22 protein-coding genes are annotated in these 23,033 nt (G+C 71.5%); 14 read left to right on the top strand and 8 right to left on the bottom strand.

The window, feature by feature from the left end:
- Positions 1-174: 174 nt before the first annotated feature.
- On the bottom strand, positions 175-1,173 hold the full coding sequence (locus tag ABEA82_RS30135; protein WP_345664860.1) for an inorganic phosphate transporter: 999 nt from the start codon (positions 1,171-1,173) through the stop codon (positions 175-177).
- Positions 1,174-1,319: 146 nt separating this feature from the next.
- On the opposite strand from ABEA82_RS30135, the gene ABEA82_RS30130 reads away from it, so the two are divergent.
- The 4 genes from ABEA82_RS30130 (at position 1,320) to ABEA82_RS30115 (ending at position 7,269) form a co-directional block, all read left to right on the top strand.
- The gene (locus ABEA82_RS30130; RefSeq protein ID WP_345664859.1) at positions 1,320-1,919 is read left to right on the top strand and encodes a DUF998 domain-containing protein; all 600 of its coding nucleotides are present in this window, start codon (positions 1,320-1,322) and stop codon (positions 1,917-1,919) included.
- A 75-nt stretch (positions 1,920-1,994) separates the two neighbouring features.
- Positions 1,995-4,229 (top strand): telomere-associated protein Tap, encoded by a 2,235-nt coding sequence (tap, locus tag ABEA82_RS30125; RefSeq protein ID WP_345664858.1) that lies wholly within the window; start codon positions 1,995-1,997, stop codon positions 4,227-4,229.
- Between the two features lie 18 nt (positions 4,230-4,247).
- Entirely contained in the window at positions 4,248-4,802 is a 555-nt protein-coding gene (tpg, locus tag ABEA82_RS30120) for a telomere-protecting terminal protein Tpg (RefSeq protein WP_345664857.1), read from the top strand.
- Positions 4,803-4,923: 121 nt separating this feature from the next.
- On the top strand, positions 4,924-7,269 hold the full coding sequence (locus ABEA82_RS30115; RefSeq protein WP_345664856.1) for a bifunctional serine/threonine-protein kinase/ABC transporter substrate-binding protein: 2,346 nt from the start codon (positions 4,924-4,926) through the stop codon (positions 7,267-7,269).
- A gap of 59 nt (positions 7,270-7,328) precedes the next feature.
- Here ABEA82_RS30115 and ABEA82_RS30110 read toward each other — a convergent pair whose 3' ends face one another.
- The gene (locus tag ABEA82_RS30110) at positions 7,329-8,030 is read right to left on the bottom strand and encodes a GNAT family N-acetyltransferase (protein WP_345664855.1); all 702 of its coding nucleotides are present in this window, start codon (positions 8,028-8,030) and stop codon (positions 7,329-7,331) included.
- 33 nt (positions 8,031-8,063) lie between these two features.
- Complete coding sequence (locus ABEA82_RS30105) at positions 8,064-8,819, bottom strand: helix-turn-helix domain-containing protein (RefSeq protein WP_345664854.1); 756 nt, start codon at positions 8,817-8,819, stop codon at positions 8,064-8,066.
- Positions 8,820-9,041: 222 nt separating this feature from the next.
- Between ABEA82_RS30105 and ABEA82_RS30100 the strand changes: the two genes are divergently transcribed.
- Positions 9,042-9,713: a DUF4097 family beta strand repeat-containing protein gene (locus ABEA82_RS30100; RefSeq protein WP_345664853.1), complete on the top strand. Its 672-nt coding sequence runs from the start codon at positions 9,042-9,044 to the stop codon at positions 9,711-9,713.
- A gap of 453 nt (positions 9,714-10,166) precedes the next feature.
- Positions 10,167-11,132 (top strand): YihY/virulence factor BrkB family protein, encoded by a 966-nt coding sequence (locus ABEA82_RS30095; RefSeq protein ID WP_345664852.1) that lies wholly within the window; start codon positions 10,167-10,169, stop codon positions 11,130-11,132.
- A gap of 35 nt (positions 11,133-11,167) precedes the next feature.
- Here ABEA82_RS30095 and ABEA82_RS30090 read toward each other — a convergent pair whose 3' ends face one another.
- Both ABEA82_RS30090 and ABEA82_RS30085 read right to left on the bottom strand, forming a co-directional pair.
- Complete coding sequence (locus ABEA82_RS30090; protein ID WP_345664851.1) at positions 11,168-11,593, bottom strand: DUF6003 family protein; 426 nt, start codon at positions 11,591-11,593, stop codon at positions 11,168-11,170.
- 112 nt (positions 11,594-11,705) lie between these two features.
- A complete protein-coding gene (locus ABEA82_RS30085) occupies positions 11,706-13,220 on the bottom strand; it encodes an aromatic amino acid ammonia-lyase (RefSeq protein ID WP_345664850.1) in 1,515 nt (504 codons plus the stop codon).
- Positions 13,221-13,361: 141 nt separating this feature from the next.
- On the opposite strand from ABEA82_RS30085, the gene ABEA82_RS30080 reads away from it, so the two are divergent.
- Genes ABEA82_RS30080 through ABEA82_RS30065 form a run of 4 tightly spaced genes read left to right on the top strand, consistent with a single transcriptional unit; the run spans position 13,362 to position 16,638 of the window.
- A complete protein-coding gene (locus ABEA82_RS30080; RefSeq protein WP_345664849.1) occupies positions 13,362-14,396 on the top strand; it encodes an ABC transporter ATP-binding protein in 1,035 nt (344 codons plus the stop codon).
- Positions 14,393-15,034, top strand: coding sequence for an ABC transporter permease (locus ABEA82_RS30075; protein ID WP_345664848.1), 642 nt, complete (start codon positions 14,393-14,395; stop codon positions 15,032-15,034). The genes ABEA82_RS30080 and ABEA82_RS30075 overlap by 4 nt, the downstream gene beginning before the upstream one ends.
- A gap of 1 nt (position 15,035) precedes the next feature.
- On the top strand, positions 15,036-15,698 hold the full coding sequence (locus tag ABEA82_RS30070) for an ABC transporter permease (RefSeq protein WP_345664847.1): 663 nt from the start codon (positions 15,036-15,038) through the stop codon (positions 15,696-15,698).
- A gap of 10 nt (positions 15,699-15,708) precedes the next feature.
- A complete protein-coding gene (locus tag ABEA82_RS30065) occupies positions 15,709-16,638 on the top strand; it encodes an ABC transporter substrate-binding protein (protein ID WP_345664846.1) in 930 nt (309 codons plus the stop codon).
- 63 nt (positions 16,639-16,701) lie between these two features.
- Here ABEA82_RS30065 and ABEA82_RS30060 read toward each other — a convergent pair whose 3' ends face one another.
- Complete coding sequence (locus tag ABEA82_RS30060; protein WP_345664845.1) at positions 16,702-17,931, bottom strand: acyl-CoA dehydrogenase family protein; 1,230 nt, start codon at positions 17,929-17,931, stop codon at positions 16,702-16,704.
- 13 nt (positions 17,932-17,944) lie between these two features.
- Positions 17,945-18,520: a winged helix-turn-helix domain-containing protein gene (locus tag ABEA82_RS30055; RefSeq protein WP_345664844.1), complete on the bottom strand. Its 576-nt coding sequence runs from the start codon at positions 18,518-18,520 to the stop codon at positions 17,945-17,947.
- 348 nt (positions 18,521-18,868) lie between these two features.
- On the opposite strand from ABEA82_RS30055, the gene ABEA82_RS30050 reads away from it, so the two are divergent.
- The 4 genes from ABEA82_RS30050 (at position 18,869) to ABEA82_RS30040 (ending at position 22,440) form a co-directional block, all read left to right on the top strand.
- A complete protein-coding gene (locus tag ABEA82_RS30050) occupies positions 18,869-19,615 on the top strand; it encodes a GNAT family N-acetyltransferase (protein WP_345664843.1) in 747 nt (248 codons plus the stop codon).
- A gap of 11 nt (positions 19,616-19,626) precedes the next feature.
- Complete coding sequence (locus ABEA82_RS38750) at positions 19,627-19,761, top strand: putative leader peptide (RefSeq protein ID WP_425588572.1); 135 nt, start codon at positions 19,627-19,629, stop codon at positions 19,759-19,761.
- 77 nt (positions 19,762-19,838) lie between these two features.
- Positions 19,839-21,041 carry an LLM class flavin-dependent oxidoreductase gene (locus ABEA82_RS30045; protein ID WP_345664842.1) on the top strand — a complete coding sequence of 401 codons (1,203 nt, stop codon included), beginning with the start codon at positions 19,839-19,841 and terminating at the stop codon, positions 21,039-21,041.
- Positions 21,042-21,063: 22 nt separating this feature from the next.
- The gene (locus ABEA82_RS30040; protein WP_345664841.1) at positions 21,064-22,440 is read left to right on the top strand and encodes an NtaA/DmoA family FMN-dependent monooxygenase; all 1,377 of its coding nucleotides are present in this window, start codon (positions 21,064-21,066) and stop codon (positions 22,438-22,440) included.
- Between the two features lie 22 nt (positions 22,441-22,462).
- Here ABEA82_RS30040 and ABEA82_RS30035 read toward each other — a convergent pair whose 3' ends face one another.
- On the bottom strand, positions 22,463-23,023 hold the full coding sequence (locus ABEA82_RS30035) for a P-loop nucleotide/nucleoside kinase family protein (protein ID WP_345664840.1): 561 nt from the start codon (positions 23,021-23,023) through the stop codon (positions 22,463-22,465).
- Positions 23,024-23,033: the final 10 nt, after the last annotated feature.

Here is a 23,033-nt window from a genome sequence, read left to right as displayed (position 1 = left end):
TACGTCCATAGGATGATACGCAGGCAAGGCTTCCGGCGACGAGTCGCGCATCCCGGAACCTCGGTCATTCGCCGAGCGGTGAGCCCTGGAGTCCGCACGCCGCCTGGTGACGGCCACCTGCCCAGCAGGGCGGCCCACCACAGCGGGCGGTTGCGCCGGTCGGCCCCGAGGGCGTCACACTCCGGTCAGGGCGTGCAGGGCGAGGTAGATCGCGGCGGCGGGGATCCCGGCGCCGAAGAACGTCAGGACCCAGGCGGTGACGATCGAGCGCGCCACCTGCCAGCGCACCGCCGAAGCACGCCGGGTGGCGCCGGCGCCCAGAATGGCCGCGGTGATGGTCTGCGTGGTGGAGATCGGCGCCTTCACCAGGAACGCGGTGGTGTACAGCACGGTCGCGGCCGCGGTCTCGGCGGCGAACCCGCGAGGCGGATCGAGGTGCACGATGCGCCGGCCGAGGGTGGTGATGATGCGACGCCCGCCCGTGTAGGTACCCGCCGCCATGGCGGCCGCCACGGCGACGATCACCCACACGGGGACGGAGAAGCTGTCCTGCCACCCCGCCGTGACCAGGGCCAGCACGATGACCCCCATGGTCTTCTGCGCGTCCTGAAGCCCGTGCCCCAGGCCCATGGCGGCGGCGGACACGGTCTGCGCCATACGGAACCGGTGCGTGGTGCGCTTGGGGTTCGCACGGCGGAACGCCCAGAGGATGGCCGTGTGCAGCGCGTATCCCAGCAGCACACCGACCAACGGGGACAGCAGCATCGGCAGGACGACCTTGTCCACGATGCCGGACCAGTGCACCGTGGCGGAGGCGGCGAGCGCGGCACCGACCAGCCCGCCGATCAGCGCGTGCGAGGACGAGGTGGGCAGCCCGCGCCACCAGGTGAAGACGTTCCACCCGATGGCCCCGAGGAGCGCGCAGAGGACCAGCAACAGGCCCGAGTCGTCCTCGGGCGCGCCGATGATGCCACTGCCGACGGTCTCGGCGACCCCGGTCCCCAGAAAGGCGCCGCAGAAGTTCATCACCGCGGCCATCACCAGCGCCACGCGCGGCGTCAGGGCCCTGGTGGAGATCGAGGTGGCGATGGCGTTCGCCGCGTCGTGGAAGCCGTTGGTGAAGTCGAACGTCAGTCCCACGACGATGATCAGCACCACCAGAGTGAGCTCCATGCCTGATCACCTTTCCCGCGCGGGCCGTGCGCCGGAGGTACACGGCCGCCGCACGGACCCATCGTGCCGCGAAACCCGACGGGAGACCCGCCCGGAGCCGCAGGGGTGGGACGAGAGGAACGGGCGATGCGCTTTACGGTGTCCTGGTGCGTTCTGTTACGAAATGGGTCCTGCTGCCGTCGAGCTGTGCGCCTGCCGTCCTGATCCTGGGCTGGTTGGTGGCGGCCTCCCTGCAAGGTGCCGCCTACGACCCCGCCGCCCAGACGATCAGCGTCCTGGCGGCCCCCGGAACCACGGGCTCCTGGGTGATGACGGGAGCGTTCGTCGCCGTGGGCGCCTGCTACCTGCTCACCGCCTGGGGTCTGCGCCCGGCCGCGCTTCCCGGACGTGTGGCCCTGGCGGCCGGCGGCGTCGCGGCGCTCGCGGTGGCGGTGATCCCGGCACCGAGCAGCGGCGGCTCCCTGAGCCACGGTTCGGTCGCGACCGCCGGGTTCATCCTCCTGGCCGTCTGGCCGGTCCTGGCCGCCCGGAGGGGCGGCTCCGTGCCATGGGCGCTGCGTCCCCTCTCGTGTCTGGGCGCCACCGCCGTGATAGCGGTGGGCGCGGCCTGGTTCCTGATCGAGCTCCGCCTCCAGGGCGTCGCGGGCGTGGCCGAGCGCACGGTGACGACGCTTCAGTCGCTCTGGCCCCTCGTCGTGGTCATCTCCTGCCTGCGCCGGTCCGCGCGTGAGGAGTTCCCCACCTGACCTCCACGCGAACGGTGCGTGTTCCGTACGCGAAAAGTGCGGTTCACGATACGGTTGCCGAACGGGAGGTCCTGCATGTCCGAGCTGTTCGACGCGGTCGACGCACTCGTCGCGTCCCGTTCCCCACTGCCACCGCCGGCGGAGCGCAAGCGGCTGCGGCTGGCGCACGGCCTGACCCTGGACGAAGTGGCCGCCGCGCTGCGGGTCCGGCGGGCGACGGTGGGCGGCTGGGAGGCCGGCAAGACGGAACCGCGTCCACCGGAGCGTGACGCGTACGCGCGCCTGCTGAAGCAGTTGGCCCAGCTCTATCCAGCCGACCCGAACACCCCCGCTCCGAACACCCCCGACCCGAACGCCCCCGCTCCGAAGGCGCCCGTGCCGGAGGCGTCCACAGGTCCGGCCGCTCGGACGCCGGAGGCGTCGCCGCCGCCTCCCGACCGCGCCGGCACGACGAAGACCCCTCCGAGGCAGACGGTTCCCGTCGCCCGTCCGGCCGAATCGGGTCCGCCGCCGGCGCCGCCGCGCCCGGTCACGCGGAAGCCGAACGCCCAGGCGGGCCCTGTGCGGACGGACGACGCCCCCCGATTCGCGAACGGCCCCCTGCTGGTCCTCGACGCGGACGCCGATCGCCGGGTGACCGGCTACGGCATCGGTGGTCTGGTGATGGACGTGCCGACCAGGTCGCTGCCCGCCCTGGTGGAGTGGACGCTGAAGGAGGCACAGCTCGGTTCGGCGAAGCTGCACGGCTCCGGCAGGGACACGGACCCGTTGCTGGTGCTCACCACCGCGGCACTGGAGCGCTACGGCCTTCCCGCCCGGCTGACGGACTCGGAGCGCCTGTCCGGGCGGCTCCCGGACGACCACAAGGTCTGCAAGCAACTGGAGAAGGCGAACTGGCGGCTGACCCGGCGCGGGTTCGGACCCTGGGCGCGGATCTACCGCCCCGCGCAGGGCGGTCAGCGGCACTGTGTGCAGCTGTGTGTCCCCTCCTGGGGTGCCCTCGACGCCCGTTCCTGGGGACAGGCCGCGGAGCTGGAGCCGGCGGAACTGGCCCGCGTGCTGGGCACCTACGCGGCGCGGGTGCTGACGCCGTGCGGCTCGACCGCGGTCACCGGCCTGGAGCTGATGACCGCCCTGAACCCGCCGACCCGCGCGAGTGAGCCGGACGACTCGGGCAGGCGGCACCGGGAACACCGGCCCGGGTCCCTGGGCGAACACCCGATGGACTGTGCGCCCTGCGAGGCCCCGGACGGGCATCCGCTGCTGGCCGGCCTGCCCCGCTTCCACCAGCGCGGACCGGGGGAGATGCTGCTGGAGGAGGCCTACGACTGGACGCGGGAGCTGACCGACGCCGAGTGCATGCACCGCCACCTGGTCGGCATCGACGTCAATCTCGCGTTCGGGGCGGCCGCGAACGGCGCGGTCGTCGGCCTGGCGACCCCTCCGGTGCACGTCACCGACCCGGCCTTCGACCCGGGACTGCCCGGCGCCTGGCTGGTCGACCTCTCCCACGTCGACCTCTCCCGCGTCCTGGTGGGCAAGCAGCGGCGGCAGCTGCGGGGCGACCTGCTGCCCAGCCCGTTCACCCCGACGGGCGAGCGTCCCACCGGCCCGGCGTGGTACGCGACCCCGACGGTGGCCTACGCGGTGGAGCTCGGCTACGACGTGGCACCCCTGGAGGCCTGGGTGCGCGAGGAGAAGGGCCGTTACCTGGACGGCTGGTACAAGCGCCTGCGCGACGCCTACGTCAGCACGATGGACGACCTGGGCGTCGCCGAGAAGCTGCCGCCGCACGACTATCTGAAGGCCATGGAAGACTGCCGGCGGCGCGACCCGCAGGCGGCGATGGTCCTGGACGCGATCAAGTCCACCGTGAAGGGCGGTATCGGCAAGCTCAGGGAACGGGCCCGCGGCGGCGGCTGGAAGCCCGGACAACCCTGGCCGGCCCTCTCCCGCCCGACCTGGCGCCCCGACATCCGCGCCGTCGTCATCTCCCGCGCCCGCGTCAACATGCACCGCAAGATGCTCAACCTGGCCGCCGCCACGGGCCGTTACCCGGTGGCCGTGCTGTCCGACTGCGCCGTGTACGCCGCTGAGGGCCCGTCACCGCTGGACGTCCTGCCCTACGACGCCGACGGCAGGACGGTGCCCGGCTCCTTCCGGATCGGTGTGTCACCCGGCATGGTCAAACACGAAGGCACGCAGACGACGTTGTGGGCGGAGGAGCTCCGCGAGAGGCACGGCCAGTCCCTGAACCTCGCGCGGTACATCAAGTCGGGCGAGGTCACCGCCTCGGACGACGGCGAGTAGCGGACGGGGGAGAAATTCGTGGACACGGTCACGGACGGGCTCGACGACGCACTGCGCAAGGCGTTCACCCGGCCGATCCCGCGCAGCGGGGGCGCGCGGATGCGGTTCCTCGTCAGGCAGCTGAAGGGCACCAGAGCGGTGGCCGAACTGCTCGGCATCACCCAGCGCACCGTCGAGCGCTATGTCAGGGACCAGCTCAAGAGGCCCCGGCCGGACCTGGCGCAGCGTCTGGAACGCGAGGTCCTCAAGCGATGGCAGCCCCACGTCAGGGCCAGAGCCAGGCAGGCCGCGGCCACCACGGGCGGCATCGTCATCGACACCCGCGCCCGCTTCGGCTACACCGCCGCGCCGGGCAGCACCGACGACGCCCGACTGCGTCACCTCACGGTGGCGCTGCCACCCGAGTACGCGGCACGCCTGTTCGAAGCCCGGGACGCCGGCCGCACCGAGGAGCAGCTGCGCGACATCGCGGCGGAGGGCCTCCAGGAGATCTACTTCAAGGACCACGGGCGGCGTGCGCAGGGGCTGCTGGTGGAGTTCACCGACGTCGAACACCTCGAGTTCGACCTGTAGAGCCCCCGAGTTCGGCCTGTAGAGCCCCCGATCCGCGCCATTTCACCTGAAGGTGTGATGCAGACGGACGTACTCCGAAAGAGCGGGAAACAAGGGCTCTCGGCGGCGGTACGTTGGCGTGGTGCGGCGGATCGGGGAGTTCACCGTGGAACGGCGCCTCGGAGCCGGCGGCATGGGGGTGGTGTACCTGGCGCGCAGTGCCGCCGGGCGGCAGGTGGCGCTGAAGGTGATCCGCCCCGAGTACGCCGACGAGCCACAGTTCCGGGCCCGGTTCCGGCGCGAGGTCGCGGCGGCCCGCAAGGTGAGCGGGGCCTTCACCGCGCCCGTGGTGGCGGCCGACCCGGACGGGGACCCGCCCTGGCTGGCCACGCAGTACGTCGTCGGTGACTCGCTGGACGCCCGGGTGCGCTCCGGCGGCCCGCTGCCCGTCGCCGACATCGTCAGACTGGCCGGGCAGTTGGCGGAGGCGCTGCGCGACATCCACCAGCAGGGCATCGTGCACCGGGACCTGAAGCCCGCCAACGTCCTGCTCGCCGAAGACGGCACACGGGTCATCGACTTCGGCATCGCGCGGTCCGTCACCCAGAGCCGGGCCCTGACCCGCGGCGACGCGATCGTGGGCACTCCCGCCTTCATGGCACCCGAGCAGTTGACCGCCGCCCGGTCCGTCTCCCCGGCGACGGACGTGTTCGCGCTCGGATGCGTCCTGGCTTTCGCCGCGTCGGGCCGCAGCCCCTTCGAGGACCCCGACGCGGCGGGCCTGGAGCCGATCGCCGTCGCCTTCGCGGTGGTGCACCAGGAGCCGGACCTGACCTGTCTGTCCGGAGCGTTGCATGCTCTGGTGGCCCGCTGTCTCGACAAGAACCCCGCCCGCCGGCCCGGCCTGGAGGAGGTACTGCGCCTGGCGACCCGAGCCGGTCAGGGCATCGACCGGACCGACAGCGTGCGACCCGTGCGGCGTCGCCGGCCCGGCCGGAGATCGCTCGCCGCGCTGGCACTGCTCGCCACCCTGGTCGTCCCGGGCGACGTCCCACCGCCCGCGCCGTCGACGCACCTGCCGTGCGCCGACGGTCTGAGCGCCATCGGCGAGGGCCGCATGCGCAGATGCGTCGGCCTGCTCGACACGGACGCCTCGCCCACGCGACTGCGCCGCTCGTCGGCCCGGACCGTCGCCCCGGTGCTGGAACTGATCGCGGCGGAGAACCGGCGGGTCGTGGCGGCCGCCGCGAAGCCGGGTGGTCGGCCGTACGTGTCGATGGTGTATCTGACGCCCCTCACCGAGGAGTTCGACGGCGACGCCGCGATGCAGGCCGTCGGACGCGATCTGGAGGGGGCTCATTTCGCCCAGCTCAGAAGCAACGGAGGGCTGTCCGGACCGGGCGAAGGCCCTGCGGTCCGGCTGTTGTTCGGACAGACCGGAGGCTCCGCCCAGCAGCGGAACCACGCCGTCGGACAGGTGCTGGGGGCCCGCCGCGCCGAGCGCATCGTGGCGGCGCTCGGGCTCGGCGGCAGCACCGCCGCCAGCCAGGACATGGTGGAGGAACTGACGGCCGGCGGCCTGCCCGCCTTCGGCTCGGTGCTCACCGCCGACTCCTGGGCCGCCGTGCCGGGCCTGGCACGGGTCGCGCCCTCCAACGCCGACCAGGCAGCGGCCGCCGTACGCCATCTGTCGACCGGCGCACTCGCCCGCGCCCGGGTCCTCTTCGTGCAGGACATCGCCCCCGGCGACCAGTACACCAGCACCCTCGCCCAGCAGTTCCGGGAGCGCATGCCGCCCGGCCGGATGGTCCGGCCCGAGCCCACCCTGTTCGACTCCTCACGACGCGGCCCGTCCCTCTTCCGGGCCCAGCTCGCCGACGTCTGCGAGGTGAAGCCGGACGTGGTCTATTTCGCGGGCCGCGGCACCACGCTTCCGCAGCTCCTGACCGGCCTGGCCGGACGCCGGTGCCTGGACCACCGGGTGACCGTGATGTCCGGCGACGACACCATGATGGTCAGGCACACGAAGGGCTTCGACGCGCGCGAACTGGCCGGCGTACTCAGCAAGGGACGCATCGACCTGCTCTACACCGGCCTCGCCCATCCGCAGGCATGGGACGTACAACCCGACGCGTTCGACCAAGACTTCGTCGCGCCCTTCCGCGACGGCACCTTCGCCCGCACGTTCCCGTACAGCGACCTCGAGGACGGCCGGGCCATCATGATGCACGACGCCCTGCTCACCGCGGCCCGGGCGGTCCGCGACACACCACCGGCAGGGGCACCGACCGTCTCCGACGTCTTCCGCACGCTGTCCCGGTTGCGGAAGAAGGGCGCCCTGCCGGGCGTGAGCGGCTGGATCGCCCTGGGGAACGACGGCGCCCCCAGGGACAAGGCGATCCCCGTCCTGCGCATCACCCCTGACGGCCGCACCGCCGCCGTCACGGTCACCTCGGCCGACGGCTCACCCCAGCACGGGCCGTCCTGAATCACGCTGTACAGCCGCCGGTTCACCGCTGCGCGTGCGGGTGCGGACGCTGGCGGATGTCAGGGGACGCGGTAGCCGCGGAAGGTGACGTGTGTGCGGGTCCTGAAGCCGAGTCGTTCGTAGAGGGCGATCCCGCCGGTGTTCGCTTCGGCCACATGCAGGAAGGGGCGTTCGTTCCGGGCCAGGATGCGCGTCGCGACTGCCGTGATGAGGTGCGCGGCATGGCCTTGTCCGCGTGCTTCGGGGGCGGTGCAGACAGCGCTGACCTCGGTCCACCCCGGGGGGCGAAGTCGTTCGCCGGCCATGGCCACGAGTGTGCCGTTGTGGCGTATGCCGAGGTACGTGCCGAGTTCGTGGGTGCGTGGCCAGAAGGGCCCTGGCTGGGTCCGCGCGACCAGGTCGAGCATCTCGGGCACGTCGGCGGCGCCCAGTTCGACGACACCGGTGGTGGTCCGGGCGTGGGGATGTTCGGGGCGGCTGTCGCCCGGCCAGATCATCTGGCGGCCTTCGAGGGTGAAGACCTGCTCCCAGCCGGGGGGAGGCGTCGCGGAACTGCTGAACATGTCGGCGAACTCGCCTGGGCCCAGGAGGCGTGCCAGGTCTGCCCAGGCCTCCGGCTCGGGGTCGTTGGTCACCGCGCAGAAAGTCGCCACATCGGGCAGGTAGGTGACGGCCCGGCCGACTCGACGGGCGAGGTGGGCGTGGTGACCGCTCAGTGACGTGCCCACCGGATCATCGAGTGGGTCGACGCGCTGTTCCATGGTGCGGATACCTCTTTCAGGACGGCAGACTGACTATGCGTCGCCCGACCGCGGCGTGGTGGTGCCGTTCGGGGACGTCTCGGGCTTCGTGTACAGGACGTCACGGGCCTGTTCGGCGGCGCGGGTGATGCTCTCGCCGACGAACTCGACGAAGCGGGCGATGTTCTCGAGCCGGACGGCGGCCGGGGTGTCCGGGCCGAGGAGGCCGACGCCCCGCCGTGCGGTCTCGGCGAGCTGGGCGTGGACTCGGGCGCTGGCGATCATGCCCTGGTAGAAGACGTCACTGTCGACGACGTAGCGCTCACGGCGGCCTTCGTCGCGTTCCCGGCGGATGAGGCCCTGGCTTTCGAGGAGCGTGACCGCTTTGGAGATGGACGCCGGGCTGACCTGGAGGTGCCGGGCGAGTTCGGACGCGGTGAGACTGCCGGCGTCGTTGGTGTAGAGGCAGGTCAGCACCCGGGACATCATCTTGGGCAGGCCCTGTTGCATGAGAAGGGTGGTGAACGCCTCCTCGTACTCGCGGACCGCCTCGGCGTCGCGTCCGTGGGCCTGTGGGGGCGCCTCCGGTCCCCGGGGCGCGGTCTGCCTGCGCCGGTGGGTGCGGCGTTCGGTGGCGCGGTGGGCGAGGTCGGCGCGGTAGGTGGCGGGACCGCCGTTGCGCATCACCTCGCGCGTGATCGTCGAGGTCGGGCGGTCCAGGCGCCTGGCGATCTCCGCGTAGGCGAGGCCGTCGGCCAGTCCCAGCGAGATCTGCTGGCGTTCCTGCTGGGTGAGTCGGCCTCCCGGCATCGCGGTCTCCTTCGTGGTCCGTGGTGCCTCGACCATAGCGTTCACTCCCAGGTCATTGCAACGGCCCAGTCCGGCAATGTTGCGTTAGATTCGAAGCCATTGCAATGATTTAGCCGCTCTGAACTGCGTATATGTCCATTCGATGCAACGAAGTAGTTGCCGGGTAGTTGAACGCAACGTAGCGTTTCTCTCGTCAGAAACAGCAGATCGAAGGAGCGCACGATGCAGAAGTTCGACACCCCCACCCAGGTCTTCGCCGTCCTCGACATCCCGGCGGGACGCATCCGGCTCATCGCCGCCGACCGCGCCGACACCACGGTCGAGATCCTGCCCGCGGACGCCTCCAAGAGCCGCGACGTGAAGGCGGCGGAGCAGATCGAGGTCGCCTGCGGCGACGGGGTCCTGCGGGTCGAATCCCCGGCCGCGAAGAACCGGATCCTCGGACACCCCGGATCCGTCGAGGTGACGGTCCAGCTGCCCACCGGCTCCCGCATCGAGGCGAAGGCGGCCGACGCCGAGCTCCGCGGCGTCGGACGGCTCGGCGACGTCACCTTCGAGGGCGCGCAGGCCACGGTCAAGATCGACGAGACCGAGAGTGCCCGCCTCACCCTCCAGGCCGGCGACATCACGGTCGGCCGCCTGAACGGCCCCGGCGAACTCAGCACCCGCAAGGGCGACCTCCACATCACCGAGGCCGTGCGCGGCACGCTCGCGCTGCGAACCGAGCACGGCGACATCTCGGTCGGCGCCGCCCGCGGAGTCTCCGCCTCCCTGGACGCCGGAACCAGCCACGGCCGCATCCACAACTCGCTCAAGAACGCCGACGGCGCCGACGCCGCCCTGGCCATCCACGCCACCACCGACTACGGCGACATCACCGCCCGCAGCCTGTAGCCGCCTGCGACCTCGATGGGGGCGAGCACCAGCCGTTTCACCCCCGGCGCACACCGACACCCACTCGCGGAGCACGGCGGCGATGAAGAGACCGAGGAAGACGGCGACCGCGATCCGGTGGAACTGCCCGAGCACGGAGAAGGCCACGCGGACGACGACACCGACGGCGATGATCCGCCACGCGTAGGCAGCCGAGGTCCGCAGCCACCCCGGTACACGCGAACGCCTCGCCGCTCGGCTGTCCGAGTGGCGCGACGCGGGCGGTTCGGGAGGCGTGGCCGTCTCATGCCCGTACCACCCACCTGCCCTCGGAGCCCCGAGTCGCCCCGGGATTCCCTCGAAGGCCGGTACGACTCGGGAGAGATGTCATGGCGGGGCAGGAGGCCAATGGGGGTAACCGGATCAGACAGCACGGTTCAGAGCGCAGTCCCCGCGACAAGGAGAGTCCACGCCATGGGTACCGCCGTCCACGTCCCGCAGACCCGGGACATGATCGGGGAGGAGCTCTCCGGCGATGAGGCGTTCACCGCCTTGCGCCGCTACGGAGGGCTGCGGCTGCTGGCCGACTCCTTCGTACGGTTCCGCTACGCGGACGGCTTCACCAACGCCCGCGCACTCGCCTTCCAGGTGGTGCTCGGGCTGGTTCCGTGCACCGTGGCGCTCGTCGGGCTGGCCACGTCGGTGCACACGGAGGGGGTGGGCCGGGTCATCGAGCTCACGCTCGGCCGGATCGTGCCGGGCGCCAGCGCCGACATCGTCGAGGACGCCTTCGAGGGGACACGGCGCACCGCTCACGGAGATGTGTGGAGCACCCTCGCCCTGTGGCTCGGCCTGGGCTTCGCCTTGCTGAACCTGGCTTCGGCCATGGGCCAGATCGAGCGTGGCGCCAACCGCATCTACGGCATCGAGCGCGACCGCCCCTTCCCGCGCAAGTACGCGCGGGCGCTCGTTCTCGCGCTCGCCGCCGGTCTGCCCCTGGTGTCCGGGTTCGTCGTCCTCGTCGCCGGCGAGGCCGTGGGCGAGGCGGTTGCGCAGACGGTCGGCCGGGAGGGCGGCGGGCCGCAGTGGTGGGGCGTACTCGACGTCCCGGTGGGGCTGCTGCTGGCCTGGGTGGCGTCGGCCGTGATCTTCCGCTGGTCGCCCCGCCGTGTCCAGCCCGGCTACACCTGGCTGGCCTTCGGCTCGGCCGTGCACCTGCTGCTGTGGGTGTCGGCCACGTGGATGCTCGCGCTGTACGTCGAGCGGAGCGGTGCCTTCGGCGCCGTGTACGGGCCGCTCACCGCGTTCGTCGCCCTGCTGCTGTGGGCCAACCTCACCGCTGTCGCGCTCTTCCTCGGCATCGCCTTCGCGGCCCAGCTGGAGGCCGCTCGCGCCGGCATCGCGCAGGCCGCCCAACCGGACCCGGGTCCCGGCCGGTGAGGCCGCTCGGACGGTCGCGGCGCGCTGCCGCGTGCTCAGCCTCGCGCCGCGGCGGTCACCGTCGCGGGGTCCTCCCCGGTCAGTTCGACGATGCGGTGCGGCGGCACACCGGCGGCCAGCGCGCGTCCGATCAGGCCGTCCCGGCCGTCCGAGATGTCCCGGTAGGTGAGCAGCTCCTCCTCGATGCGGGCCAGGGACTCCGGCGCCATCAGGTGGCGGACCCGGTTCAACTCCTCATCGCTCAACGGGACGGGCAGCCGCTCCGCTCCCTCCGGGACGGCCGCCCTCTCCTCCGGCGGCAGCAACCGCAGATTCGGAGAGCCCGGCGTACTGCCCTGGGCGTCCAGCCAGGCACGCACCGCGGGGGTCTCCATGCACGCCAGATCACCCACGGCGGCGGGCACCACGCCGAGCGGCACGGATGCGTCGTCAAGCAGGAACAGATAGGCGTCGTCGGTCATCGTCGGCTCCTTCTCCACGGGGGTGGTCGACCTCCCTTTACCCCGCCGCGCCAGGATTACCGCCGTCCCACCCTGCCGGGTCACCCCTGAAACGGCCACGGAGGTCACACCCTCACTCGCTGCTCCTCCAGATGTCAGTGAACCGGTCGAGCAGCGCGGCCGCCGCCGTCACGTCGTCCGTGAGCGGCCGGTCGGCCGGATCCTCGTCGAGCACCGAACCGGCGAGCTCCAGGGCGCGGCTGACCGGAAGCTCCGGCTCAAGCCTGAGGCCCCGCTGGCGCAACGCCCGTACGGCGGCGACGAGTTCACAGCCGACCACGAGGCGGAACGCGCCGCACAGACGCAGCGTCTGACGTGCGGCCAGCGAGGCGAAGCTGGCCTGTTCCTCGACACCTCGGGAGAGTACGGCGTGGCCGAGCGACGCGGGCGCCGAGAACGCCCGCAGATCGCCGAGGGCGGCCCCGGCGGCGTACTCCAGGATCATCACGCCGGACGAGGCGGGCTCCTGGTCGGAGAGGAAGGGGCGCAGCCGGGTGTAGGTGGGCTCGTTCAGGGTCGCGAGGCGGGAGGTCGACAGGCGCGCCACCTGCGTCAGTGACAGTCTGAAGTGGTCCAGGGCCAGGACGAGTTGGGCCTGGTAGAAGCCGCCGTGGTGATAGGCCGCCATGTCCTCGGGGAAGATGAGCGGGTTCTCGGCGGCCGCGTTGATCTCGATGGCGACGACCTCTTCCAGGGCGTCCGCGGCGTCGTGCGCCGGGCCGTGGATCTGGGGCAGGCACCGGAAGCCGTACGGGTCCTGGAGACGGTCGAGCGGCGGGGTCGGCCGATCGGCCGCGCCGATCAGCCCCCGCATGCGGCGGGCGACTTCCGCGCACCCGCGGTGCGGGCGGGCCGCGTGCACGGGGGCGGCGTACGCCTCGTGCGAACCGTCGACCGCCAGCAGCGACAGCGCGGCGACGACCTGGGTGGCCTCAAGCAGCCCGCGCAGTTCGTGCAGGGCGAGGGCGGCCTGGCCGAGGGTGAGGGCGTTGCTGCTGATGAAAGCCAGTGCGTCGTTGTTGTCGAGCGGCAGGGGCTCCGGCGCGGTGGCACCGTGCCATGGGTGCTCTCCCGCCAGGGCCAGCCCCGCCTGCGCCAGGGCCGCGATGTCGCCGGTACCGACGGAACCGAACTCGTTGACGACCGGGTACGCCCCGCTCTCCAGCGACTCGCACAGCGCCGTCACGACGGTGGGCCGCAACCCCGCGCCCCCGGCCAGCAACTGGTTGGCCCGAACGGCGAGCATCGCGCGCACCTGACGGGCGGGAAGCTCCTCCCCGATGGCGCCGGCGTGGCTGCGCAACAGTCGCAGGCCGTGCGCGGCGTCCGCGCCGGTGGGCACGTCCTCGTTCCGTTTGGCGCCCACGCCGGTGGAGCGGCCGTACACGCGGCCGGTCGCGGCGATCTGGCGGGCGGCGTTCCAGGACTCCTCGACGCGCCGCATCGCCTCGCTCCCGGGGACCGGCCGAGCCGTTCCGCGAGCGAGCCGTACGACGTCCGCGACGCCGAGGCCGGCGCCGTCGAGGACGACACGACCCGAGCCTTTGTGGTGCACACCCCTGGGAGCGTCCACAATTCGAGACGACATCAAGCCCAAACACCCCTCAATCCAGACACTCCATCTCGCCTTGCGGGAATCCGTTACCTCGGATTAACGCCGACCCGTTGACAAGTTATTCACGCACCAAGAACTCTGCATGAGGTTATACAGCCGGGCAAGGGGCATCTCATGATTCAGTTCGACGCAGTGCACAAGCGCTTCCCCAATGGCGCCGAGGCAGTCCACGACCTCTCCCTCGACCTGCCGGAAGGGGGCGTGACCGTGCTCGTCGGATCCTCCGGTTGCGGTAAGACGACCACCCTGCGGATGATCAACCGGATGGTCGAACCGACCTCCGGCACCATCCGTGTCGGCGGCAAGGACGTCCAGCGGCAGGACGCGGCCGAACTGCGGCGCTCCATCGGGTACGTCATCCAGCAGGCCGGGCTCTTCCCGCACCGCACGGTGCTCGACAACATCGCCACCGTGCCGCTGCTGCTGGGGCATGGCCGCAAGCAGGCGCGGGCCCGCGCGGCCGGGCTCCTCGAAACCGTCGGCCTCGCCGCCGACGTCGGCAAGCGCTACCCCCATCAGCTCTCCGGCGGCCAGCAGCAGCGCGTCGGTGTCGCCCGCGCCCTGGCCGCCGACCCGCCCGTCCTGCTCATGGACGAGCCCTTCGGCGCGGTCGACCCCGTCGTACGCACCCAGCTCCAGGACGAACTGCTCCGGTTGCAGGAGGAGTTGAGCAAGACGATCGTCTTCGTCACACACGACATCGACGAGGCCGTACGACTGGGCGACCAGATCGCGATCTTCCGCACCGGCGGACACCTCGTCCAGTGCTCCTCGCCCACCGAACTCCTGGCCCGCCCGGCGGACGACTTCGTGGCCGACTTCCTCGGTGCCGAGCGCGGCCTCAAGCTGCTCTCCCTGAAGACCCTCGCGGCCGTCCCGCAGGGCCCGGCTCCCGAGGGCGGCACCTGGACGCTCGTACTCGACGAGGCGCGCAAGCCGCTGCACTGGGCTTCGAGGGGCGGCGAGATACCCGTACGGCCACTCAAGGACACCGACTCCCTGCTGGCAGCACTCAACGAGTCCGTGGCCTCACCGACCGGCCTGATCGCTCGCGTCGACGCCGCCGGGATCCTCACCGGCGTCTCGTCCCGCGACGACATCCACAGCCACGCCGGTCAGGCCCACACCGAGGCCCGGGTGGCCGCATGACCCTCGACTGGTCGTGGATATCCGGCCACACCGACGACTTGACCACCCTCGCCCTCTCCCACCTCCAGGCCGCCCTGACCGCAGTCCTGCTCGGCCTGCTGATCTCCCTTCCCCTCGCGGTCGTCGCACACCGCGTCCGCCCCCTGCGCGGCTTCCTCCTCGGCGTCTCGAACGTCCTGTTCACGATCCCGTCCATCGCGATCTTCGTGCTCCTTCTCCCGGTGAGCGGTCTGACCCGCACCACCACCGTCATCGGCCTGACGATCTACACCCTGGTCGTCCTGCTCCGGAACACGGTCGAGGGCCTCGACTCCGTCCCCCTGAAGACGAAGGAGGCGGCCAAGGCCATGGGCACGCGCCCCTTGCGGACACTCCTCACCGTCGAGCTCCCCCTCGCCCTCCCCGTGATCATGGCGGGGGTCCGGATCGCGACGGTCATGTCGATCTCGCTGGTCTCCGTCGCGACGTACATCGGCGACGGCGGACTCGGCCAGCTCTTCACCGACGGCTTCCAGCGCAACTTCCCCACCCCGGTGATCGCGGGCGTCGCCCTCACGATCCTCCTCGCCGTCGCCGCGGACGCCCTGCTGGTCGCGCTCCAGTACGTCCTCACCCCCTGGAAGAGGCGGCGAGCCTGACATGTACGAACTCTTCGAGAACCTCGGCACGTGGCTGGTCAGCGACGACCAGTGGTCCGGCCCGGACGGCATCGGCCACCGTCTCGCCGAACACCTCCAGTACTCGCTCCTGGCCACGCTCATCGCGGCCGCCATCGGCCTCCCGCTCGGCCTGCTGATCGGGCACACCGGCAAAGGCGCGTTCGTCGCGATCAACCTCGCGTCCTTCGGCCGCGCCCTCCCGACCGTGGGGCTGGTCGTGCTGGTCTTCCTGGCCGGCGGCCTGTCGATGCTGCCGGTGTACGTCGCGCTGGTCGCCCTGGCGGTACCGGCGATCGTCACCAACACGTACGCGGGCATGACGGCCGTCGACCCGGATGTGAAGGACGCCGCGCGCGGACAGGGGATGCGCGGCCATCAGGCCCTCGCTCACGTGGAACTGCCCCTCGCCCTTCCGCTGATCATGACGGGGCTGCGGCTGGCGCTGATACAGGTGGTGGCCACGGCCACGATCGCCGCGTACGTCTCCTTCGGCGGGCTGGGCCGCTACGTCTTCGACGGCCTGGCCCAGCGCGACCTCGTGCAGGTGCTCGGCGGCGCGGTGCTGGTCGCCGTGGTCGCCGTCGTCCTCGACGTCGGCCTCGCCGGCCTTCAGCGCTTCCTCTTCCGTCACCGCACTGCCTAGGGAATCCGCAATGAATCGTCGCACTCTCATCGGTGGCCTGTTCGCCGCCGCATCCGTCCCCGCTCTCTCCGCGTGCGCAAGCGGCGTCACTTCCCTCGACGGCCAGGGCGGCACGACGACCGGCGGTGGCTCGAGCAGAGGCGGAGTCACCATCGGCACCGCCAACTTCACCGAGAACCAGGTGCTCGGCTACTTGTACGCGGCTGTCCTGGAGGCAGCCGGCGTGAAGACGACGGTCCGTCCCAACCTCGGCACCCGCGAGATCCTGATCCCCGCCCTCAAGGGCGGCGACATCGACCTTCTGCCCGAGTACCAGGGCGCCCTCCTCCACTACCTGGACCCCAAAGCGACGGCCACGGAGGAGGGCGAGATGCAGAACGCCCTCGCCGCCGCCCTCCCGTCCGGCCTCCAGATCCTGCCGTACGGGACGGCCGAGGACTCGGACGCCTTCGCGGTCACCCGGGAGACGGCCAGGAAGTACGGCCTGACCTCCCTCGCCGACCTGAAGAAGCGGAACGGCGAACTGGTCATCGGCGCGTCGCCCGAGGTACGGAAGCGTCAGGTCGGCGTGGTGGGCCTGAAGGACGTGTACGGGGTCGAGTTCAAGGAGTTCAAGTCCCTGGACTCCTCGGGGCCGCTGGTCAAAGGCGCCCTCAAGAAGGGTGACGTGGACGTGGCGAATCTCTTCACCACCGACACCGACATCCAGGACAACCACTGGGTGGTGCTGTCGGACCCGAAGAACCTCATCCCCGGGCAGCATGTCGTTCCTCTCGTCGCCGACCGCAAGGCCGACTCCCGGGTCCGCAAGGCCCTCGCCCGCCTCGGCAACGTCCTGACGACCGCCCACCTCACCGAACTCAATCGTCAGGTGGACAAGGACAAGAAGGACCCGAGCGACGTGGCCGACGCGTACGCCCAACAGCACGGACTGACGTAGCGGCAGGGGCCGCGGAACATGCCCGTCGGCCTGGAGGGGGCTCCAGGCCCGGACCTCACCGGGTCAGACGGGCAGGCTGAAAGGAGGGTGCGCGCCGTTGAGGAAGTAGTCTCCGACGTCGCGGAGCCGGTGGGTGACGGGCTCGTACAGGGTGTGGGTCCGGGCGTTGCGCCAGAAGCGGTCGAAGCCCAGCCGCGCGGACGCCGAGCGGGCGCCGATGATGTCGAGGGCACGGGCGGTGCACTCCTGCGCGGCCTTGGAGGCGGCGGCTTCGGCCATGGCCACGAGGACGGAGATCTCGGCGTACTCCTCGTAGGTGATGCCTTCGCCGCGTACGAGCCCGCCCTGCACGGCTTGCTGTGCCTGGTCGGTGAGAGCCGACGCGCAGCGGGTGAGGACGGTGAGTTCTCCGTAGGCGGTGAGCACCTGCGGGTCCTGAGGTGAGCCGACGGGCCAGTCCGGGTGCCAGGGGGAGTGGCCCGCCCTGCTGTAGTCACGGGCTTCGGCGAGCACTCCCTCGGCCATGCCGAGGCGGAGTTGGACGGACAGCAGCCGGCCGACCGGCGAGGCCAGTGCGGTCAAGGGCGACAGGACGTCCTCGTCCGCGGACAGGGAGCCGAGTACCTCGTCGGCGGCGATCAGTGCACCGTCGAACTCCACGCTCCCGCCGGCTGCGAGCCGCTGTCCGAACGGGTCGGCGTCGGCGTCGATCCGCACGCCGCGAAGGCCTGGGTCGACCAGGACGGCGACCGGTTCGCCGGTGTCGGGCCGTACGGCCCGCACCACGAGGCGGTCGGCGACCAGGACCCCGGTGGGGTAACTCTGCCGACCGTCGAGGACATGGCCGGCGGCTGTCCCGGCCAGCGCGGGCGGCAGGTCCTGGCGGGCGATACCACCGCCCCAGCACCATTGCTCCGACGCGGACCGCCGCTCGATCCGAGCGGCGAGAGCGGGCTCGGTGAGGAACCCGGCGCTCCACGACAGGAAGTAGTGAGAGCCCAGGAGCTGAGCGATCGCACTGTCGGCGGCGGCGATGTCCCGGACGACGGCGTAGGCCGTGGGCCAGTCGGCGCCGCCGCCTCCGAGCTCGGGCGAGACGAGGAGGGACAGCAGTCCCGACTCGCGCAGCCGGGACACCTCGTCGAAGGGGGCCTTGCCCGCCTGCTCCCTGGCCACCGCGTCCGTGGCCAGGTCTTCCGCCGTCTCGCGGGCCACGCGCAGCCAGTGCGCGCGGCCGGGCCCGGTCCGGTCGGGTGCCGAGGCGGGGTCGGCCGGCGCGATGGCAACGCCCATGGTGGTGGTCTCCTCAGGGTCGGCGGCAAGCTGTGGTGGTGGGGTCCTCTTGCCGGTCGGGCACGTACTTGTAGCCCACGCGCCGTACGGTGACGACCTGGTGCCGGTGTGCCGCGCCGAGCTTGCGGCGCAGGCGCGCGATGTGGACGTCCACGGTGCGGCCGTCGCCGATGTGGTCGTAGCCCCAGACGCCGGACATCAACCGCTCGCGCGAATGCACTTGGTGGGGCTGCTGCACGAGATGCGCCAGGAGCGCGAACTCCAGGTAGGTGAGGTCGAGTTCGCGTCCGTCCAGCTCGGCGACACGCCGCGCCTGATCGATACGGACGCCGCTGCCTCCCGCTTCCGCCCGGGGCGGGGGAGGGGAGTCCATGGTGGCGACCGGCCGGATCTCCGGCCGTGTCACTCCCTCGGCGAAGAGCTGGGCGGGGTCGGTGCCCTCGGGGACGAGCACGAGGTAGCCGACGAGGGGTGCGGAACCGTTTCCCTCGTCGCCTCCCGGCGCGGGGTCGCCCACGAGTCGGAGGCGGCGTGGGTCGGGGAGCGGGGAATCCGGCGGAGTCAGCTGGGTCGGAAGTGCCGTGGTCATGGCGGTCGTCCTTCAGAAGTACGTCGGGGTCCACGGGTGCGGCGGTTGGATGCGCCTGAGCACCTGGGTGGAGGGAGAAGGAGCGGAGCGGCACGCGCGACGATGTGAGTCGCGTGCCCTACCCGAGACAGCAGGCGGCGCTGACGACGTGACCAAAGTCGACATGCCGACGACGAACGAGTCGTTGCTGCGTGTGGGACATGTACATCATCCTGCGCACCCGCCGGGTGGGCCGTCAACGCTTCCCTAGTAAATCGATGGGAAATGTAGGGAACGCCACAGTGGCCGGGCCCGGATTTCATGCACCTGCAATGATCTAGCCCGCAACCGCCTGCTAGACATGCCTCCGTGGCACAATCGATCGACGTTCGTGGTGGCGAGACCCTGGCCGGCCCGAGCACGCACCCTCTGGACAACGCGGTCTGGGCCGCTCTGACGGGCCCGCACGCCCGCTTCGCCGAACGGCTCGGCCGCGCCGCCCGCTACCCCGCCGACGTCTACGACTTCGCCGCCCTGGCCGATCCGGCCGACCCGGCCGCCTGGGCCGACCTGGGTACGCTCGTCGGGCCCGGAACCGTCGTATGGATCAAACCGGTCGAAGAGGTTCCTTCCGGATGGGACGTCATCGGCGGCGGCCTGGGAGTCCAGCTCGTCGACACCGCCCTGCGGGCCGAGCCCGCCCCTGAAGCGGTCCGGCTCGGACCCGACGACGTCCCCCAGATCCTCGACCTGGTCGCCCGCACCAGACCGGGCCCCTTCCTGAAACGCACCGTCCAACTGGGCAGCTATCTCGGCATCCGGCACCGGGGCCGGCTGATCGCCATGGCCGGCGAGCGGATCCGCCCGCCCGGCTGGACGGAGATCAGCGCCGTCTGCACCGACCCGGAGCATCGCGGCCGCGGTCTGGGCACACGTCTCGTACGTGCCGTCGCCGCCGGCATCCGCGCCCGCGGCGACCTCCCCTTCCTGCACGCCGCCGCGGGCAACACCCAGGCGATCCGCCTTTACGAGTCCATCGGCTTCACCCTGCGCCGCCGTTCGCCCATCCTGCTGGTCCGCAGCCCGGGAACACCGCATGGGACGCGGCCGTTGTGAAGGACGACGAGATGTGCGAGGCGCCGCGGCGCGCGACCCGACGGACGGAGGTGGAGGACGTGACGCGCATGTTCCACGCCGTCCATCTCCACTCCCGGCCCCACATAGATCTCCAGCGCGTGGCCGGCGCGCTCTGTTGCCCCTGATCCGTTCCTTCACCTCGCCGCCCTCCCGCCGGAGGAGCCGGCGTTCCCGTTGCGGAATTCCAGGAAGGCGCTGACTCGTGTCCTCAACTCCCCCTTCGCCCCTGCATCTTGCCGTCGCCCTGGACGGCACCGGCTGGCATCCCGCCTCCTGGCGCGAGCCGGTGGCCCGACCCCGGCACCTGTTCACCGCCCGATACTGGGCCGACCAGGTCGCCGAGGCCGAGCGCGGTCTGCTCGACTTCGTGACCATCGAGGACGGCCTCGGCCCGCAGTCCTCCCACTGGCTGGACCCCGACGAGCGCACCGACCAGGTGCGCGGCCGTCTCGACGCCGTGCTCATCGCCTCCCGCGTGGCACCGTTGACCCGGCACATAGGCCTGGTGCCGACCGTGGTCTCCACCCACACGGAGCCGTTCCACATCTCCAAGGCGATCGCCACGCTCGACTATGTCAGTACCGGCCGCGCCGGCCTGCGCGTGCAGATCTCCGCCCGGCCGAACGAGGCCGCGCACTTCGGCCGCCGCACCATCCCGCGCATCGAGGCCTACGACAGCCCCGCCGCCCAGGACGTGGTGACCGACCTCTTCGACGAGGCCGCCGACCATGTCGAGGTGGTGCGCCGCCTCTGGGACAGCTGGGAGGACGACGCCGAGATCCGGGACGCCGCCACCGGACGCTTCATCGACCGGGACAAGCTGCACTACATCGACTTCGAGGGCCGCCACTTCAGCGTCAAGGGACCGTCCATCACGCCCCGGCCGCCTCAGGGCCAGCCGATCGTCAGCGCCCTCGCCCACGACACCGTGCCCTACCGACTCGTGGCCCGCGCCGCCGACGTCGGCTACACCACCCCGCACGACACCGGCCAGGCCCGCGCCATCGTCGCGGAGATCCGCGCCGAGCAGGAGGCGGCCGGTCGCGTCGACGAACCGCTGCACATCTTCGGCGACCTCGTGGTCTTCCTGGACGACGACCCCTCCGAGGCCGCGGCCCGCCGCGAGCGCCTCGACACCCTCGCGGGACAGACGTACACGAGCGATGCCCCTATCTTCACCGGTACCCCCTCCCAACTCGCCGACCTCCTTCAGGAGTTGCAGTCGGCAGGCCTGACCGGCTTTCGGCTGCGCCCGGCCGTCGCCGACCACGACCTCCCGGCGATCACGCGGGGCCTGGTGCCCGAACTCCAGCGCCGCGAGGCCTTCCGCCGTACCTACGAGGCCGACACCCTGCGCGGGCTGCTGGGCCTCGCCCGCCCCGCCAACCGCCACGTCGCAGCCTGAGCCGGACGGAGAGACGACCACCATGAGCAAGCCGCTGAAGCAGATCCACCTGGCCGCCCATTTCCCCGGCGTCAACAACACCACCGTGTGGAGCGATCCACGCGCCGGCAGCCACGTCGAGTTCAGCTCCTTCGCGCACTTCGCGCGGACAGCCGAACGCGCCAAGTTCGACTTCCTGTTCCTCGCCGAAGGGCTCAGGCTCCGGGAGCAGGGCGGGAAGATCTACGACCTGGACGTCGTCGGCCGCCCCGACACCTTCACCGTCCTCGCCGCGCTCGCCGCCGTCACCGAGCACCTCGGCCTGACCGGCACCATCAACTCCACCTTCAACGAGCCCTACGAGGTCGCCCGCCAGTTCGCCAGCCTGGACCACCTCTCCGGTGGCCGCTCCGCCTGGAACGTCGTGACCTCGTGGGACGCCTTCACCGGCGAGAACTTCCGCCGCGGCGGCTTCCTGCCGCAGGAGGAGCGCTACTCCCGGGCCAGGGAGTTCCTGGCCACGGCGAACGAGCTCTTCGACTCCTGGCACGGCGACGAGATCCTCGCCGACCAGGCGACCGGCACGTTCCTGCGCGACGCGAAGGCGGGCTCCTTCGTCCACACCGGGCAGCACTTCGACATCCAGGGCCAGTTCAACGTCCCCCGCTCCCCGCAGGGCCGCCCGGTCGTCTTCCAGGCGGGCGACTCCGAGGAGGGCCGCGAGTTCGCCGCCTCCGAGGCCGACGCGATCTTCAGCCGGCACGCCACCCTGGAGGCCGGCCAGGCCTTCTACACGGACGTCAAGAGCCGCCTCGCCAAGTACGGCCGCCGCCACGACCAGCTGCTGATCCTGCCCGCCGCCACCTTCACGCTGGCCGACACCGACGCCGAGGCGGAGGAGCTGGCCAAGCTGGTGCGCCGCCAGCAGGTCAGCGGTGCCACCGCCATCAAGCACCTGGAATTCGTCTGGAACCGGGACCTGTCCTCCTACGACCCGGACGGGCCGCTCCCCGACATCGACCCCGACATCAGCGACAACCACATCTCCAAGGGCCGCGCCCAGGTCCGCATGTACCGCGACCCGCTGACCACGGCCCGCGAGTGGCGCGAGCTCGCCGCGGCCAACAACTGGTCGATCCGCGACCTGGTCATCGAGACCGGCAACCGGCAGAACTTCATCGGCTCGGCGGAGACGATCGCCCGCACCATCAACGAGCTGGTGCAGGCCGACGCCAGTGACGGCTTCATCCTCGTTCCGCACATCACGCCGGGCGGCCTCGACGAGTTCGCCGACAGGGTCGTTCCGCTGCTCCAGGAACGGGGCGTCTTCCGCACCGCATACGAGGGCCCGACCCTCCGCCACCAGCTCGGCCTCGCCCACCCCGACGACCTACAGGGTGAGCAGCGGGCGGCGTCGTGAAAGACCCGGCTCGTCCGCCTCTTCATTCACCGGCAGCCGCCGACGACACGGCCCCCAGCAGCAGGGCCGACGACGCCTCCGGAGCCTGTCCCGCGGTGTCCACGACGACACGGTCCCGGTCCCACGGCTCGTACTCCCGGTCGAGGATCTGCTGCCAGCCGGGCAGCGGCAGGCCCGGGATGTCGGCCGACCGCGACGTCGCGCCCAGCCGGTGCTCGACCGGGTCGGAGCAGACGACCTCCACCTCGACGCAAGCCACGCCCGCCCGCGCGGCCGCACCCCGCCAGGCCTCCCGCGTCACCGCCAGCGGGTTCACCGACTCCGCGATCACGGTCAGGCCCTGCCGCAGATGCTCCTCGGCCAGGGCGTATCCGACGACGTAGCCCGCCGGGCCGACCGGGTGCCGGGCCAGGCCGGACCGAACGAGGGCCTGCTCGATGGTGTCCACGCGCAGGTGAACCGCGCCGACCTCCGCCGCCAGCAGACGGGCGAGCGTGGTCTTTCCCGTGGCGGGCAGACCACCGATCACGACGAGAACGGGGCCGGCTCGCCGTTCGCGATCGGGCGACGACGCGGTGTCCACACGCGAGGAG

The sequence above is a fragment of the Streptomyces venetus genome (assembly GCF_039540295.1).
GTDB lineage: Bacteria > Actinomycetota > Actinomycetes > Streptomycetales > Streptomycetaceae > Streptomyces > Streptomyces venetus.
This window is presented reverse-complemented; position numbering and strand designations above follow the sequence as displayed.